We start from the raw sequence: 15580 nt of genomic DNA, 5'->3' as shown, positions 1-15580 counted from the left end.
CCGTCGGCACGTTCGCGGAGGACCGATGCGCCTCGGGCTGTTCCTGATCTCGCCCCAGTGGCCGGGACGCACACACGGCGAGGCACTCGCCGAGTCCGTGCGCCTCGCGCACCTGGCCGAGGAGGTGGGCCTCGACGAGGTGTGGCTGGCCGAGCACCACTTCATGTCCTACGGGGTGTGCCCGTCGGCGATCACGCTCGCCGGGCACCTGCTGGGAGCGACCGGGCGGATCGGTGTCGGGACGGCCGTGAGCGTCCTGCCCAGCACGCACCCGGTCGCCCTGGCCGAACAGGCGGCGATGCTCGACCAGCTCACGCCCGGGAGGCTCCGTCTCGGGGTCGGCCGCGGAGGGCCGTGGCGCGAGCTCTCGGTGCTCGGTGGCGGCGAGGACGCCGGGCGACGGCGGTGGGAGCACGGGTTCGCCGAGGAGCTGGACGTGCTGCGCACCGCCCTCCGGGCTCCCGCCGTGCACGGTCCGGGGCCGTTGGTCCCGTTCGACGAGGTGCCCGTCGTGCCCCGTCCGGCCGCTCCCGGCGGTCCGCCGCTGCACGTGGCGGCCACCTCCCCGGCCACCGTGGCCGTCGCGGGTACCCGCCGGCTCCCGCTACTGCTGGGGATGCACGCCGGCGACGACGAGAAGGCCGCCGCCCTCGCGCACTGGACGGAGCATGCCGGCACGGCGGACCCCGACCCGGCCGAGCACGTCGCGGTGGGCATCGCCCACGTGGCGGACACGCGGGTCGAGGCGCAGCGAGCGGTGCGCGAGGCGCTGCCGCGATGGCTCCGCCCCGGCCTGGCCGGCTATGTCCGCGCGGACGGCGCGCCGCGCACCCCGACCGACGTCGACGCCTACACCGATCTCCTGTGCCGCCTGCACGCCGTCGGCACCGTCGACGACGCCCGCGAGCGACTGGAGACGACCCGGGCCCGCACCGGGATCGACCGGATGGCACTGATGGTCCAGACCACCGGCGACCCCGGGCGGACGACCGAGACCGTCACCGCACTCGGGGAGCTCCTCGGCAGCCGCGCAGCTCCGGCGACCGGTTGAGCAGCTGCCCGCGCGGCGAGGCGACCGCCCCCCTCGGGCCATCCCTGCCCGGAGGAGACGGCGTGTGATCAGCGACCTCCGGAGCTCCGACGCGTCGTGAAGTGGAAACGGTTACCATCACCACGAACCTGACCGAGGAGGAGACCCGATGACGATCCCGACCGCCGCGCGCGGTGCCGTGCGTGGGCCCGGAGGCCCGCGCCGGACGTGGATGGCGCCCCTGATGGCCTTGATGCTGGGCGTCGTGGCCGCGTGCGGGTCGGGCGGGGAGGCGCCGCCGGCGCCGAGCGCTGCGCCCGCGCCGTCAGGAGGCGGCGCTCCGCCGACCCGCACTCTGACCGTCGTCGCCTCGACGAACGTCTGGGGGGACATCGCCTCGCGCGTCGCCGGGCCCGGGGTCCAGGTCCGTTCCATCCTCGCCGACCCCAACGCGGACCCGCACTCCTACGAGGGAACCCCGGCCGACGCGGCGGCGATCAGCTCGGCCGACCTCGTCGTCTACAACGGCGGCGGCTATGACGAGTTCGTCACCAGGGCACTCGACGCCAGCCCGGGGGCGCGGGAGAAGTCGATCGAGGCCTACGCGCTGCGCCCCGACCAGGCGGAGGAGAACGAGCACGTCTGGTTCGACCCGACCACCGTCAGCGCGGTCGCACAGCAGGTCGCCGCGCGACTCGGCCAGGCCGAGCCGGCCCAGGCCCCGGAGCTGAGGCAGCGTGCCGACGCCTTCGCCGGCGAGGTCGACCAGATCGGCCGGCAGTTCGCGGCGGTCGGGCAGGCCCGACCGGGTCTCCGGGGCCTGTCGAGCGAACCCGTGCCCTTCTACCTCGAGCGCGCCGCGGGCATCGCCGACGCCACCCCTGAGGAGTTCGCCGAGGCGATCGAGGAGGAGACCGACCCGCCGGCCGCCGCGGTCGCGGAGACCAACCAGCTCCTCACCTCGCGCGGGGTGAACGTGCTGTTCTTCAACCCCCAGACGGAGTCGCCGGTCACGCAGAACCTGCGCACGCTGGCCGACCAGGCCACCATCCCCGTCGTGGAGGTCGGTGAGACGTTGCCCCAGGGCATGGACTATCTGGGATGGCTGGGGAGCCTGCGCTCCGGCATCGCGACCGCCGTGGGGGCGCCGCAGTGATCAGTGGCCACACCGGGTCCTCGACGTCCGGCGCCGCGTCGGCGGCGCCGGCCGTCGACCTGCGTGGCGCCGCCGTCGAGCGTGGGTCGCGCCGGCTCTGGAGCGACCTCGACCTCGACGTCGCGCCCGGGGAGTTCATCGCGATCCTCGGACCCAACGGCTCCGGCAAGACGACGCTGCTCAGCGTGCTCCTGGGCCTGCTCCCCCTCGCCGCGGGCGAGGTCCAGGTCGGCGGCAGGCGCCCGCAGCAGGGGTCGAACCGCGTCGGGTACGTGCCCCAGCAGAAGGCACTCGACGCCTCGGTGCCGCTGCGTGGCCGTGACTTCGTCGGCCTGGGCCTCGACGGTCACCGCTTCGGCCCGGTCTTCGGACGGCGGCGGCGCGAGCGTCGGGAGCACATCGCCGACGCCCTGCACCAGGTGGGCGCCGACGCCTGGTCGGATGCTCCGGTCGGGCGTCTCTCCGGGGGCGAGCAGCAGCGGCTGCGTGTCGCCCAGGCCCTCGTGGGCGACCCGGACCTCCTGCTGTGCGACGAGCCGCTCCTCTCGCTGGACCTCGCTCACCAGCGTGTCGTGGTCGACCTCATCGACCGGCGGCGGCGGGAGCACGAGACGGCGGTGCTGTTCGTGACCCACGAGATCAACCCTGTGCTCCCGGTGGTCGACCGCGTCCTCTACCTCGTCGACGGACGGTTCCGCATCGGCACGCCCGACGAAGTCATGACCTCCGAGACGCTCTCCGAGCTGTACCGGACCCCGGTCGACGTCGTCCGGGTGCGCGACCGGATCCTCGTGGTCGGGCACGAGCACTCCCCGGTGCACCACACCGGGGAGAACGACGAACCGTTGCCCGCCACCTCCACGCTTGCGTCCTGAACCACTCGGAGGCTCCTCGCCGTGGACGATGTCCTCGACCTCTCCCAGACCGCCTTCCTGCTCGAGCAACCCTTCGTGCAGAGCGCTATGGCGGCAGGGGCCGTGCTGGCCCTGCTCGCCGGACTGCTGGGCCCGCTGGTCATCGGGCGCGGCATGGCCTTCGCCGTCCACGGGGTCAGTGAGCTGTCCTTCGCCGGCGCCGCCGGAGCGCTCCTCGTCGCCGGCACGGCGTTCGTCGGTGTCGGGGCCCTGGTCGGTGGCGTCCTCGTCGCGGTCATCTTCGCGATGCTCTCGGCCCGCCGACGCGAGAACGACGCCGTCATCGGCGTGGTGCTGGCCTTCGGCCTGGGACTCGGCGTCCTCTTCCAGTCGCTCTACACGGGCCGGACCTCGAACAAGTTCAGCCTGCTGGTGGGCCAGATCGTCGGCGTCGACTCCACCCAGGTGATCACCCTTGCCGCCGTCGGCGCCGTCGTCGCGCTGGGCCTGCTGGTGGTCTATCGCCCCCTGCTGTTCGCGAGCCTCGACCCCGAGATGGCCACCGCCCGCGGCGTCCCGGTCCGCGCCCTGGCGATCGCCTTCGCGCTCATGCTCGGCACCACCACGGCCCTGGGAATCCAGATCGTCGGCGCCCTGCTCGTCCTCGCGCTGCTCGTCACGCCCGCCGCCGCGGCGACCGCGGTCACCGCCAACCCGGTCGCGGCCACGGCACTCTCGGTGCTCTTCGCCGAGGTCGCCGTGCTCGGAGGGATCGTCCTGTCGCTCTCGCCGGGCCTGCCCATCAGCCCGTACGTGACCTCCATCGGATTCCTGATCTACCTCGTGTGCCGGGCGATCGGCGCGCTCCGCCTGCGACGGACGGGCCGTCGAGCACAGCTCGCCCCCATCGGGTCGGGAGGAGTCGGCGGCGTCGAGACGCCCACCGCGTCGCGCCGGTGAGCCACAGGACCGACCGCTCGACAGGGCGCCCATCACCCCGGACACCCGTCGGAGCCCCCGAACGCAGGCGGGACGCCGCCCGATGCCAGTCTCGTGGCCACCGAGTGGGCGGCGCCGGTCCGCGACATCCAGCAAGAGGTGAGCAGGACGTGACGGTGGCCTTCGCCGGCCCGGGCCGGGCCCGAGCTCGCCGAGCAGGTCGACCCGGACTCCGTCCCGGGGGCACTCACAGGATCGACGTCACGACGACGACGGCACGAAGGAGCATCAGGTGATCTTCGCGGGAGCACTCGGCAAGGTCGCCGCCTCGGTGGCGAGCGGAGTCGTCGGGGTGGCCGTGGTGGAGGGCACGCGCAAGCTCGTCGGTCCACAGAGCGTGCACCGCGCCGCGGTCACCGTCACGGCGGCGGGCCTGCGCGGGGTCCGCGCGGCGGAGACCGGCGCGGAGCGCGCCCGCCTCGCCCTCGGCGACGTCGTCGCGGAGGCGCGTGAACGGAACGGGGAGCAGGCGCCGGAGCCGAGCACCACCGCGGCTCACGACCACGAGCACTGATGCCCTCGAGATCGCCGGAGCACGCTCCCCTGGTCGGTTCGCGGCTCGTCTCGGACGCCGCGGGACGCGTGCGCTACGACTGCCCGTGGCTGCGCGGAGACACGGTTCGCGCGGTGGCCGTCGAGGAGGTCCTCGACGCACTGCCCGGGGTGCGTCAGGCGCACGCCTACCCGCGTACCGGGTCGGTGGTCGTCTGGGCCGAGGCCGCGCCGGGATCGCGGGAACCGTTCGAGAGGGCCCTCGCCGACGCGGCGACCCGTGAGGTCGTCGGACCGTCCCCCCGCGCACCGCGCTCCGCCGATGTCCGCAACCGTGATCTCGTCCGGATCGTGGCCGGCGGTGTGGCGCTGCTGCTGCTCGGGGGTCGGCGCTGGGTGCTGCGTCGTCCCCCGGTCCTGGGCCCGACCAGTCGCACGCTGGCCACCGGCGTCACGATCTTCACCGGGTATCCGTTCCTGCGCGGCGCGCTCCGCTCGTTGGTCGGCGGACGCGGTGCCGGCACCGACGCGCTGGTCTCGACGGCGACGATCGCCAGCCTGGTGCTGCGCGAGAACGTCGTCGCCCTGACCGTCCTGTGGCTGTTGACGATCGGGGAGTACCTCCAGGACCTCACGCTGCGCCGCAGCCGGCGCGCGATCTCGGACCTGTTGACCGGCTCGCGCACCACGACCTGGATGCGGCTGGCGGACGGCACCGAGATCGAGGTCGACATCGCTCGGGTGGCGGTGGGCGACGAAGTCGTCGTCCACGAGCAGGTGGTGCTGCCCGTCGACGGCGTCGTGGTCGAGGGCACCGGGGTCGTCGACCAGGCCGCCATCACCGGCGAGAACCTGCCCATCCAGGTCGAGCCGGGACGACACCTACCGGCGGGCGCGGTGCTGATGCGCGGGCGCATCGTCGTCCGCGCGGTCGCGGTGGGCTCCGACACGGCGATCGGGCGGATCATCGAACGCGTCGAGTCGGCGCAGGCCGACCGTGCGCCGATCCAGACCGTCGGAGAGTCGTTCTCCCGCCGGTTCGTGCCGTTGTCGTTCGCGGTCTCCGCCGTCACGCTCGCTCTGACCGGGGACGTCCGCCGGGCGATGACCATGCTGCTCGTCGCCTGTCCGTGCGCCGTGGGGCTCGCCACGCCGACGGCCATCAGCGCCGCCATCGGCAACGGCGCCCGCCGCGGGATCCTCATCAAGGGCGGCTCGCACCTCGAGGCCGCCGGCCGCGTCGACGCCGTCGTGTTCGACAAGACCGGCACGCTCACCACCGGTCGCCCCGTGGTGACCAACGTCGTCTCCTTCGACGACGCCTGGACCCCCGAGCAGGTCCTCGCCCACGCCGCCAGCTCCGAGATCCACTCGCGTCACCCGCTGGCGCAGGCCGTGATCCGCTCCACCGAGGAACGGCACATCGCCATCCCGCCGCACGAGGAGTGCGAGGTCCTGCTCGGTCAGGGCATGCGGGTGCAGTCCGACGGCCGCACCCTGCTCATCGGCTCGCGCGAGCTGCTCCGCGCCCAGCGCATCCCGGTCTCGCGCAAGGCAGGCGGATGGGTCCGGCGTCTGCAGCGCCAGGCCGAGACCCCGTTGCTGCTGGCCGTCGACGGCGCGCTCGTCGGGCTGATCAGCCTGCGCGACACCGTGCGTCCCGAGTCCGCCCGCGTCCTCGAGCGGCTCCGCGCAGACGGCGTCACCCGCATCGTCATGCTCACCGGGGACCACCCGGAGACCGCGAAGGCGGTCGCCGCCGAGCTCGGTATCGACGAGTGGCGCGCGGAGGTCATGCCCGCCGACAAGCACGATCTCGTGCGGGACCTCAAGGCCGAGGGCCACACCGTGGCCATGATCGGTGACGGCACCAACGACGCCCCGGCGCTCGCCCTCGCCGACATCGGCATCGCCATGGGGGTCTCCGGCACCGACGTCGCCGTCGAGACCGCCGACGTCGCTCTCGCCGGTGACGACCTCACCCGGCTGCTGGATCTGCGCGACCTCGGACAGCACGGCATCGCGCTGATCCGGCAGAACTACAGCATGTCGATCGCCGTCAACGCTGTCGGCCTCCTGGTCTCGGCCGCCGGAGCGCTCTCGCCCGTCGTCGCGGCGATCCTGCACAACGCGTCGTCCGTCGCCGTCGTGGCCAACTCCAGCCGTCTCATCCGGTACCAGCTGGAGGGCACCACCGCCGATCGAAGGCGGTGGACGGCGGCAGCGGCGTCGGGCATCGCGGGGCCCGGAGGCGAGACCCCGGACGCGGTGTCGTGACGATCCGGGGCGTGGAACCGACCCCGCCGGTCGTCGCGCTCGCCGTCGGCGGGCTGATGCTGTGAGAGGACCCCTCGGCGCTGCCGTGCTCGTCGCGCTCGGCGGCGCCGTTGTCGCCGTCACCGTGTCCGGGGACTACCTGGACTACGTCCGCGCGGCACACCGCCCCTGGCTGCTCCTCACCGCGGCCGGGCTGATCGGTCTCGGACTGATCGGTCTCTTCGTGCGCGACGGGCCTGCACCGGCCGAGCCTCGGCGGAGGCTCCACACCCACGGTCCGCTCGCCGTCACACTCGAGGAGCTCTCCGCCGCGCGGCGCGCCGAGCAGCGGCACGACCACCGCCGCATCCCGGCCGTGGGGTGGCTGCTCTGCCTGCCGCTGCTGCTCGTCCTCGTCGTCACCCCACCACCGCTCGGGGCCCTCGCCGCCGGCCGTGCGGACCCGAGCGTGCCGCAGCCGTCGTCCGGCACCCGCTTCTCCCCCCTGCCCGCGGGGGAACCGGTGCCGCTGGCCGTCCACGACTACGCGGTACGCGCCGCCTGGAACGCCGGCCGCACCCTCACCGGACGGACGGTGACGCTGACCGGGTTCGTCACCCCCGACGACGCCGGAGGCTGGTCGGTCTCCCGGGCGATCATGACGTGCTGCGCCCTCGACGCGCGCAGCTACCTCGTCCACGTCGACGGCGACCCCACCCCCCGCGCGGCCGATACGTGGGTCGAGGTCACCGGGCGCCTCACCTCCGTCGCGGGCACCGTCGATCACGTCGCGGCCATCCGGGCCGAGTCCGTGCACCCGGTACCCCGTCCGACGAACCCGTACGAGGAGTAGGCGTCCGCCACGGCCGCGCCGAGGTCGGCACGGCACCACTCCTTGCGCGTCGAGGCCGGCGGCCCGTGCGAGGTCGACCGCGCGGGCGCCCGCGCCGGCGCCGGCAGCACACTGCCACGGATCGCAGGGGCGGTCCGCCGAGCCCCGGATCGGGAGGTCGTGGTTGTCCGCCCGCCGAGCCGCGAACGTCATCGGCACACAGCCACCGACCCACCGGAGCTCCCCGTGCCGAACGACCTCACGCCCACCGCGTCACTGGACCCCACCGCAGCCGCCCCGCTCGACCCGCCGCTGGACGGCCACTCCCACGGGTCGACCGCCGACCACGGGGTCACGACGCTGTCGGCGGCGATGCGCGGCAGCCTGGCCCGCTCCGGGGGCGTCGCGGGCATCCTCGTTGCCGCCGCACCCGCCGTCGCCTTCGTCGTCGCCGACGCCCTCGGCGGCCTGACCTGGGCGTTCGTCGCCCTCGCCGTCGCCGCGCCGGTGGTGTTCGGGGTGCGGCTCGCCCGCCGGGAGTCCCTGCGCGGCGCGCTGATCGGCCTCGCCGTCGCCGGCGTCTGCGCCGCCGTCGCCGCCTTCTCCGGCGAGGCCCGCGCCTTCTTCCTGCTCCCCACCCTGATCCCCGCCGTGCTCGGCGTGGTCTTCCTCGCCTCGGTGCTCGTGCGCCGCCCGGTGACCGGGATGCTGCTCAACCGCCTCGCCGGCGGGCCCGCCGACTGGCAAGACCACGCCCGGCTGCTGCGCGTCTACACCCTCACCACGCTGGCCGGCGTCGTGCTCCACGTCCTCAACCTCGCCCTGCGCGGCGTGGCCTACCTCGCGGACCAGCCCGCCGTCCTGGCCGCCCTCGGCGTCGCCGCCGCGCCGCTGTTCGCCGCCCTCGCCGCCGTCACCCTCGTCGCCGCCCGCCGCGCGATCACAGCCGGCACCCCCACCGCCGCCTGACCGCCCCACACGACCACCGAAACACCTCACGAGCCAGGAGCAACCATGTCCCGCACCCCCGACATCACCGTCCCCGACCTCACCGGCAAGCGCGCCGTGGTCACCGGAGCCAGCGACGGCATCGGGCTCGGGATCGCCCGCAGGCTCGCGGCTGCCGGCGCCGAGGTGATCCTGCCCGTCCGCAACCCGCGCAAGGGCCAGGCCGCGATCGAGGCCGTCCGCGAGCAGATTCCCGAGGCGACCGTGTCGCTGCGGGAGCTCGACCTGTCCAGCCTCGCCTCCGTCGCGACGCTCGGCGCGACCCTGCGGGGCGAAGGCCGCCCGATCCACGTCCTGATCAACAACGCGGGCGTCATGACCCCACCCGAGCGGCTGACCACCGTCGACGGGTTCGAGCTCCAGTTCGGGACCAACCACCTCGGCCACGTCGCCCTCGTCGCGCACCTGCTGCCCCTGCTGCGCGACGGCGGTGCGCGGGTGACCTCCCAGATCAGCATCGCCGCCCGCTTCGGGGCGATCCGATGGAGCGACCTGCAGTGGCAGGACTCCTACGGGCGCGGGATGGCCGCCTACAGCCAGTCGAAGATCGCGTTCGGGCTCTTCGCCCTCGAGCTCGACCGCCGCAGCCGTGCCGCTCGCTGGGTAATCACCAGCAACCTCGCCCACCCGGGGCTCGCGCCGACCAGCCTGCTCGCCCCCCGCGCCGAGCTCGGCCGCGACCAGCCGGCCGGGAACCGGCGGTTGATCGGTGCGCTGTCAGCCCGCGGCATCCTCGTCGGGACCGCCGAGAGCGCCGGGCTCCCCGCCCTCCTCGCCGCCACCTCGCCGGAGGCACACGGTGGGCACTTCTACGGGCCCCGCGGGATCGGGAACGTCGGCGGGGGCCCCGCCGAGCAGCGCCTCTACCGACCTCTGCGCAGCTTCGACGACGCCGAACGCATCTGGCAGATCTCTCAGGAGCTCACCGGGGTCCCGTTCGGCAGCGCCGCCGCCACCACGGCCCACGCTGAGGTGGACGGCGCGCCCGCGCCCCGCCGCGTCCGCCAACACTGAGCCTCACACCGAGCCCACCGCACGTCAGCAGCGGTGCACGGCGTTCGTTCCTCCATCGTCACCAGCACGGGAGAACCCTTGTGGAGACCCGGTCGGGCGTGGTGGGGAGGTCAGTCGCTGGTGTCCTTGTTCTGATCGATGATCGTCTGGCGTTGCGGGGTGATCCAGAGGATGACTCGCTCGGACTTGATGCCCTCGGGTGGGTAGTCGGTGCCGAGGTAGCGGTGGGCCAGCTCGTCGATGTGCTCGCGGGCCTGGTCCCCGGTGGTGGTGCGGGTGACCTTCCCACGGACCTCGGCGTAGCGGTACGGGTCGTTCTCGTCGCGGATCAACACCGTGATCCGCGGGTCGGTCTCGACGTTCTCGAAGCGCTTGCGGTGGGTCTCGGTGTTGAGCACCAGAGCGCCATCCTTGATCCCGACCCACAGCATCTGGTTCTGCAGCAGGCCGCTGGGCAGCACCGTGGCCACCGCCGCGAAGTTCTTACCGGCCGCGAGCTCCTCGGTCACCGGGTGCAGCTCCGGCCCGTTCTTCGTGTCCGCCATCTGGAAGCCTTCCTGGATCGTACGGTGATCTTCGAGGAGAGATTCGGTCCAGGGTGCCCGGCCGGGGCCTGGGGCAAAGTTCGCGGAGTTGGAGCAGCACGGACTCGACGAACCCTCGCGGGTCTCCCGCAGCTCAACGGGGCCCGCGGGTGGAGCCGAGCCCGTCGTCGGCCCACGGGGCCAGGAGGCCTCTCAGTGACTCCCGAGCACCGGTCTTCTTGCTGTGCAGCAGCGCCGCCTCGATGCCGCGACGAAGCTGCTGAGGCGCCTCGGCGTCCACGACGATCCGATGGAACGGGCGCCCCGAGAGATAGACGACCAGGACGTGGGTGCCCCGACGAACGCCCCAGAGCTGTCGGCGTTCACCGATCCCCCAGGAGCCCGCGCGGAGTCTCCGGGGCCACCAGGAGCCGGGGCAGGGGAACCGAGGGCTCGATGCGACGGCGTCGCCCCGCGTCATCACCCGCGTCCCGACGATCCGCTCGAAGGGCACGTCGAGCCCCCGCGAGCCCGCCGCGAGTCGATCGGTGCCCGAGAACCGGACCCGGAGCCCGGTCGGCAGGACGACGAGGTCAATGGCCATCGGCCCTCAGCTCTGTACGAGAGCAGGCAGACCGCCCGCCCTTTCAGCGCCACCCCCGGGGCTGGAGGGCGAACAGGATCGTCACCCTGTCGCCTGCGGACTCCCCGGAGTTACCGGCGTGGAGTCCCCGAGGCACAAGTTCGTTCCTGCGTCGGTGTCTCCCTCGTCAACCGGACGCACCAGTACCTCCGGCTGTCGAGCCGCGAGAAGGCGCCGGAGCAGTCTTCCCTCCGCCTCGAGCTGCCTGCGGCACGGCGTCACGACCATCGAGCCCGAGGATCAGGTACACCGCGATCGCCATGACAGCGTCGGCGCAGCGCCGCGCGCGACGCGTCCGCGGCGAGTACGTCGCGCCCTTCTCGCCGCAGGGCAAGCCCGGAGCACACTTCTGGTGGTCTGCGCGCAGATGCTCACCGATCTGCTGGTGCTCGAGCTACTGAGTTGCGCGATGATCTGTGCCGCACGGCGGGATCGACCTGAACCCGGACGTCCGGCCTGACCAGCACGGACGGCGAACGCAGGAGGCCGGCATGGACGTCCCGGCGGTGACCGTGATCGCCGCGGCGGTCTTCGTGTGGGGGATCGTCTCGGCCCGGCTCGAACGGGCGGACCTCACCGCGCCGATCGTCTTCGTCGCGGTCGGCGTGGCCCTCGCCGCGCTGGGGACGATCGACACGCCCTCGGCGCCGGAGAGTCTCAAGCCGTTGGTCGAGGTGACCCTCGTGTGGGTCCTCTTCTCCGACGCTGCTCGCATCCGTGTGTCCGACCTGCGGCAGGACCTCGGCCGCTGTGTCCGGCTGCTCGGCGTCGGCCTCCCCCTCACGATCCTGCTGGGGTGGGCCCTGGCGGTGTGGCTCCTCCCCGGGCTCGACCTCTGGCTCGCCCTTCTCGTCGCCGCGGCGTTGGCGCCCACCGATGCGGCGCTGGGCGTTCCGGTGGTGACGAACAGGGCGGTGCCGTCCCGGATACGTCGGCTGATCACGGTGGAGAGCGGCCTCAACGACGGGATCGCCACCCCCGTCGTCGTCCTCGCGATCGCCGGCGCGGCCTCGGTCGAGGGACTGGGCGGCGTCGGCCCGGGGCAGGCGCTGCTCGAGCTGGCGATCGGGGTGGTCGTCGGCGTCGCGGTGGGCGCCGGGGGAGGTGGCCTGCTGCGGTGGGCGCGTCGCGAGGGGTGGGCTGCCGAGGGGTTCGCCGGCATCGCGGTCCTCGCCCTCGCCCTGGCCGCCTACTCCGGCGCACTCCTCGTGCACGGGAACGGATTCGTCGCCGCGTTCTGTGGCGGGCTGGCGTTCGCGGCCGCGGCGGGTCCGCGAGGGCCCGCCGAGGTCGGCTTCCTGGAGCAGGCCAGTGGACTGGTCTCCCTGCTCGTGTGGCTGGCGTTCGGGGCCGTGGCCGTGCCGATCATGCTCGAGAGCATCGACCTGGCCGTGGTGCTCTACGCCGTGCTGAGCCTGACCGTGGTCCGCATGCTCCCGGTCGCGCTCGTCATGATCGGTGCCGGGGTCGACCGGGCCACGGTGCTGTTCGTGGGCTGGTTCGGCCCGCGCGGGCTCGCCTCGCTCGTGTTCGCCCTGCTCGCGCTGGAGGATCTCGGTCCGGGCGCCGACCACGCCGTGGCCGCCATCGCGGTGACCGTGCTGTTGAGCGTCGTCGCGCACGGCGCCAGCGCCGCTCCCCTCGCTGCTCGGTACGGCGCGTCCCGAACCGGCGAGACCGAGCCCGGAGTGCCCGACGCGCCCGATGTACCCGTTCGCGGACTCCCGGGCCGTCGCAACCCGGAGCCGCCGTGCGACGACGGCTCCGGGAAGGCCGATCAGTAGGCCGTGGCGGCGGGCGGCCTACGCGGTGGCGAAGGCGCCGAGGGTGGCGTTCGGGCGGACGCCGGCGAACGAGCGGTGCCAGGTCCGGTAGTAGGCGATCTCCTCGTCGCTGCGCAGCTCCCAGCCGTGCTCGACCGTCGGCGCCTCCGCGTCCTGCGCGTCCTCCTTGGCCTTCTCCTTCTCCACGAGCTTGGCGAGCACGTCACCGGCGCCGGAACCGTCACCGAACTGCTCCTTGCCGCGCCAGATGATGTCGTAGGGCACCATCCCGTCGAACGCCTCGCGCAGCAGCTGCTTCTCGGTCCGCTCGTGGATCTTGAGCTTCCACTCCGCGGGCAGCGCGAGCATCTCGCGCATCACCGTGGCGTCGAGGAACGGCACCCGCGCCTCCAGCCCGTAGTTCATCGTGGCGCGGTCGCAGCGCTGCAGGTTGAGCTCGTGGAGGCTCTCGATGGAACGCACCAGCTCGGCCTGCAGGGTGTCCGGGGTCGAGAACTCGTCGCTGTGCACGTACTCGTAGCCGGCGAACAGCTCGTCGGCGCCCTCCCCGGTGAGCACCACCTTGACGTGGCGCACGGCCTCGCGGGCCAGCAGCAGGTTGGGCACCGCGGAACGCACCAGCGCCGGGTCGAAGTGCTCGATCACCGTGACCGCCTCGTCGAGGGCCTCCTCGAGGTCCTCGGGGGTCGGGACGATCTCATGGTGCTCGGTGCCCAGGTACTCGGCCACCGCGCGGGCCGCCAGCAGGTCGGCCGAACCCTCGGTGCCCACGGCGAAGGTCGGCAGCCGCTCGCCCTTCTCCCCGGCGACCTTCGCCGCGATCGCCGCGACGATCGCGGAGTCCAGACCGCCGGAGAGGAACACCCCCACCGGCACGTCGCTCATCATGTGACGGCGGATCGAGTCCGAGAGCACGTCGCGGATGTGCCCGAGATCCTCCTCGGTCCACTGCTTGTCCGGCGCGAGCCGCGCCGGGCGGACCTCGACCGGCACCGCGTCGGCGAACCGGACCATCGCGCCCTCGGCGACGTCGTGGCCGGCGATGCCCGGGGTCCACACGTGTCCGGGCGGGAACGCCTCCACATACGGCTGGTCCTCCGGGTCGAACGCGCGCAGCTCACTGGCGAAGATCGTCGTCCCGCCCAGGCGCGCCCAGTACAGCGGCTTGATCCCGATCGGGTCGCGCGCCACCGCGCCGCGCCCGTCGGTGTGGGCCATGGCCAGCGCGAACATCCCGCGCACCTCGTGCAGCGCCGCCGAGCCGTCGCGCAGCACCAGCCGGAACGCCGACTCCGTGTCCGAGTCGGTGGCGAAGCGGACCTCCGAGAGCACGTCCCGGATGTCCTCGTGGTTGTAGATCTCGCCGTTGCCGACCACGTACGCCGAGTCCGTGTCATCGGCGATCGGCTGCTTGCCGCCCGTCACATCCATGATCGACAGACGCTGGTGGCCCAGCCACGCGTTCTCCAACTGGATCCGGCCGGTGTCGTCAGGCCCTCGGTGGTGGATTCGAGCGAGCATCCGCTCGCACTTCTCCGGGTCGGTGGTTCCGAACGCCACGACAATTCCGCACACGAGGCGGGTTCACATCCTTGATCGGGATTCCGGATCGCGGTCGGGACACGTCGTCCGTCGAGCCTTGCGATCGATCAGCTATCCGATGAGCTGAGATTCAATGGTCCCACGAATCGTGACGTGGTGACTGGGGGTTCAGTCACACGCCCCAGGTGCCGCTCATCGGGCGTCGGTGGAGCTGGGCCTGGAGCACATCAGCGCCTACCTCATCGCATCGGTCGCGGTGAACACCATGACCGCGGCGTCGTCCCCCAGTCCGGAACCGAGCGAGGCCAGGACCTCGGCCAGCGTGTCGACGACCTCCTGTGGTCTCCCCGGGGACAGCCCCGCGACCAGCCCGGGAAGGTCCTCGTCGAGCATGCTGCCGTCCGGACGGCGGGCCTCGGTCAGCCCGTCGGTGTGGAGCAGCAGCCCGTCGCCCGGCCGCAGCGTCCTCGTGGTGGCGCGGAAGCGAGGCCGGGCCAGGAGCCCGACGGGCTGTCCACCCATGGTGTCGACGGCCTCGACGCCGCCGTCCCGGAGGAGCGCCAGAGCGGGCGGGTGCCCGCCGCTGGCCAGGGTCAGGGTGAATCCTGGGTCCGCCGGGACGAGCACGCCGTAGATCAGCGTGCACCAGCCCGTGGACGACGCCCCGTGCTCCTGCCGGAGGCTGGTGTTGAGGGTGGTCAGGACCGAGACGGGGTCGCTGTCGTAGACCGCGGCCGCCCGCAGGGTGTAGCGGATCAGCGAGGTGAGGACGGCCGCACCGGGTCCCTTGCCGCACACGTCACCGAGGAAGAACCCCCATCGGTCGTGCGCGAGCGGGAAGAGGTCGTAGAAGTCTCCGCCGATCTCCTCCATCGACGCGCTGAGGTAGTAGGCGGCGATGTCGAGCCCGGGCACGCCCGGGAGGGCCGGCGGCAGCAGCGTGCGCTGGAGGGTGGTGGCCAGCTCCTGCAGGCGATCCCTCTCGTAGTCCGCCTGTCGCCGGGCACGCAGCAGTTCCTCCTCGTACGCGCGGCGATCGGCGGCGTCGACGACCATGATCCGCACCAGCGAGGGTGTGTCGTCGGGCGCGTTCTTCACCACGGCGTCCACGAGCACCGGGAGGCGGCGACGGTCCGCGGTACGGATCTCGAGCGCCACCGAGTGCACGGAGCCCTGGAGCAGCAGTAGGGGCGCGAAGTGGGTCTCGTGGTACATCTTGCCGCCGACGGTGAGCAGATCGGCGAACCGCAGACGGCCGACGACCTCGTCGTGCTCGTAACCGAGCCACCTCAGGAGCGTGGCGTTGATCCGCACGATGTGGCCGTCGGGGGTGGTCGAGAGATAGCCGCACGGGGCGTTGTCGTAGAGGTCCTCGGCGGTCTCGCTCAGCTCGGCGCGGAGCAGGCGCTCCCCGCTCGCGGCGCCGGTCCCGTCGCCCGGACCCAC

Annotated in this window: 14 protein-coding genes; 10 read left to right on the top strand and 4 right to left on the bottom strand. The window is 73.0% G+C overall.

Going from position 1 to position 15580, the window contains the following annotated elements; genetic code table 11:
* Nucleotides 1-25: 25 nt before the first annotated feature.
* The 9 genes from OG774_RS28960 (at nt 26) to OG774_RS28920 (ending at nt 9641) form a co-directional block, all read left to right on the top strand.
* On the top strand, nt 26-1051 hold the full coding sequence (locus OG774_RS28960) for an LLM class flavin-dependent oxidoreductase (protein WP_328305775.1): 1026 nt from the start codon (nt 26-28) through the stop codon (nt 1049-1051).
* 148 nt (nt 1052-1199) lie between these two features.
* Entirely contained in the window at nt 1200-2186 is a 987-nt protein-coding gene (locus OG774_RS28955) for a metal ABC transporter solute-binding protein, Zn/Mn family (protein ID WP_328305774.1), read from the top strand.
* Nucleotides 2186-3061, top strand: a complete 876-nt coding sequence (locus tag OG774_RS28950) for a metal ABC transporter ATP-binding protein (protein ID WP_442874020.1) — start codon at nt 2186-2188, stop codon at nt 3059-3061. The genes OG774_RS28955 and OG774_RS28950 overlap by 1 nt, the downstream gene beginning before the upstream one ends.
* 21 nt (nt 3062-3082) lie before the next feature.
* Complete coding sequence (locus tag OG774_RS28945) at nt 3083-4000, top strand: metal ABC transporter permease (protein WP_328305772.1); 918 nt, start codon at nt 3083-3085, stop codon at nt 3998-4000.
* Between the two features lie 271 nt (nt 4001-4271).
* Complete coding sequence (locus tag OG774_RS28940; protein WP_328305771.1) at nt 4272-4553, top strand: DUF1490 family protein; 282 nt, start codon at nt 4272-4274, stop codon at nt 4551-4553.
* The gene (locus tag OG774_RS28935; RefSeq protein ID WP_328305770.1) at nt 4553-6808 is read left to right on the top strand and encodes a heavy metal translocating P-type ATPase; all 2256 of its coding nucleotides are present in this window, start codon (nt 4553-4555) and stop codon (nt 6806-6808) included. Before OG774_RS28940 ends, OG774_RS28935 begins: the two co-directional genes overlap by 1 nt.
* A gap of 85 nt (nt 6809-6893) precedes the next feature.
* Nucleotides 6894-7640 carry a TIGR03943 family putative permease subunit gene (locus tag OG774_RS28930; RefSeq protein ID WP_328305769.1) on the top strand — a complete coding sequence of 249 codons (747 nt, stop codon included), beginning with the start codon at nt 6894-6896 and terminating at the stop codon, nt 7638-7640.
* Between the two features lie 225 nt (nt 7641-7865).
* Nucleotides 7866-8588 (top strand): DUF3159 domain-containing protein, encoded by a 723-nt coding sequence (locus OG774_RS28925; protein ID WP_328305768.1) that lies wholly within the window; start codon nt 7866-7868, stop codon nt 8586-8588.
* Between the two features lie 45 nt (nt 8589-8633).
* Complete coding sequence (locus OG774_RS28920) at nt 8634-9641, top strand: SDR family oxidoreductase (RefSeq protein ID WP_328305767.1); 1008 nt, start codon at nt 8634-8636, stop codon at nt 9639-9641.
* Nucleotides 9642-9751: 110 nt separating this feature from the next.
* On the opposite strand, the gene OG774_RS28915 is transcribed toward OG774_RS28920, so the two are convergent.
* Nucleotides 9752-10186, bottom strand: coding sequence for a TIGR03618 family F420-dependent PPOX class oxidoreductase (locus OG774_RS28915; RefSeq protein ID WP_328305766.1), 435 nt, complete (start codon nt 10184-10186; stop codon nt 9752-9754).
* A gap of 133 nt (nt 10187-10319) precedes the next feature.
* A complete protein-coding gene (locus tag OG774_RS28910) occupies nt 10320-10769 on the bottom strand; it encodes a hypothetical protein (RefSeq protein ID WP_328305765.1) in 450 nt (149 codons plus the stop codon).
* A 530-nt stretch (nt 10770-11299) separates the two neighbouring features.
* Between OG774_RS28910 and OG774_RS28905 the strand changes: the two genes are divergently transcribed.
* Complete coding sequence (locus tag OG774_RS28905; RefSeq protein ID WP_328305764.1) at nt 11300-12592, top strand: cation:proton antiporter domain-containing protein; 1293 nt, start codon at nt 11300-11302, stop codon at nt 12590-12592.
* Between the two features lie 18 nt (nt 12593-12610).
* Here the strand turns inward: OG774_RS28905 and asnB are convergent, their stop codons facing one another.
* Together asnB and OG774_RS28895 are read right to left on the bottom strand one after the other, a co-directional pair.
* Nucleotides 12611-14152 (bottom strand): asparagine synthase (glutamine-hydrolyzing), encoded by a 1542-nt coding sequence (asnB, locus tag OG774_RS28900; RefSeq protein ID WP_328305763.1) that lies wholly within the window; start codon nt 14150-14152, stop codon nt 12611-12613.
* Nucleotides 14153-14368: 216 nt separating this feature from the next.
* Nucleotides 14369-15580, bottom strand: coding sequence for a PP2C family protein-serine/threonine phosphatase (locus OG774_RS28895; protein WP_328305762.1), 1212 nt, complete (start codon nt 15578-15580; stop codon nt 14369-14371).

It is taken from the genome of Actinomycetospora sp. NBC_00405 (assembly GCF_036044095.1).
Taxonomy (GTDB): Bacteria; Actinomycetota; Actinomycetes; order Mycobacteriales; family Pseudonocardiaceae; genus Actinomycetospora; species Actinomycetospora callitridis.
The sequence above is the reverse complement of the archived record's forward strand: the minus strand, read 5'-3'. Positions and strand labels throughout refer to the sequence as shown.

Excerpts from the sequence above, each read along its gene's own strand:
- OG774_RS28960 (WP_328305775.1), top strand. The coding sequence starts at position 26 with ATGCGCCTCGGGCTGTTCCTGATCTCGCCCCAGTGGCCGGGACGCACA.
- OG774_RS28920 (WP_328305767.1), top strand. The coding sequence starts at position 8,634 with ATGTCCCGCACCCCCGACATCACCGTCCCCGACCTCACCGGCAAGCGC.
- OG774_RS28905 (WP_328305764.1), top strand. The coding sequence starts at position 11,300 with ATGGACGTCCCGGCGGTGACCGTGATCGCCGCGGCGGTCTTCGTGTGG.
- OG774_RS28915 (WP_328305766.1), bottom strand. The coding sequence starts at position 10,186 with ATGGCGGACACGAAGAACGGGCCGGAGCTGCACCCGGTGACCGAGGAG.
- OG774_RS28955 (WP_328305774.1), top strand. The coding sequence starts at position 1,200 with ATGACGATCCCGACCGCCGCGCGCGGTGCCGTGCGTGGGCCCGGAGGC.
- OG774_RS28935 (WP_328305770.1), top strand. The coding sequence starts at position 4,553 with ATGCCCTCGAGATCGCCGGAGCACGCTCCCCTGGTCGGTTCGCGGCTC.
- OG774_RS28910 (WP_328305765.1), bottom strand. The coding sequence starts at position 10,769 with ATGGCCATTGACCTCGTCGTCCTGCCGACCGGGCTCCGGGTCCGGTTC.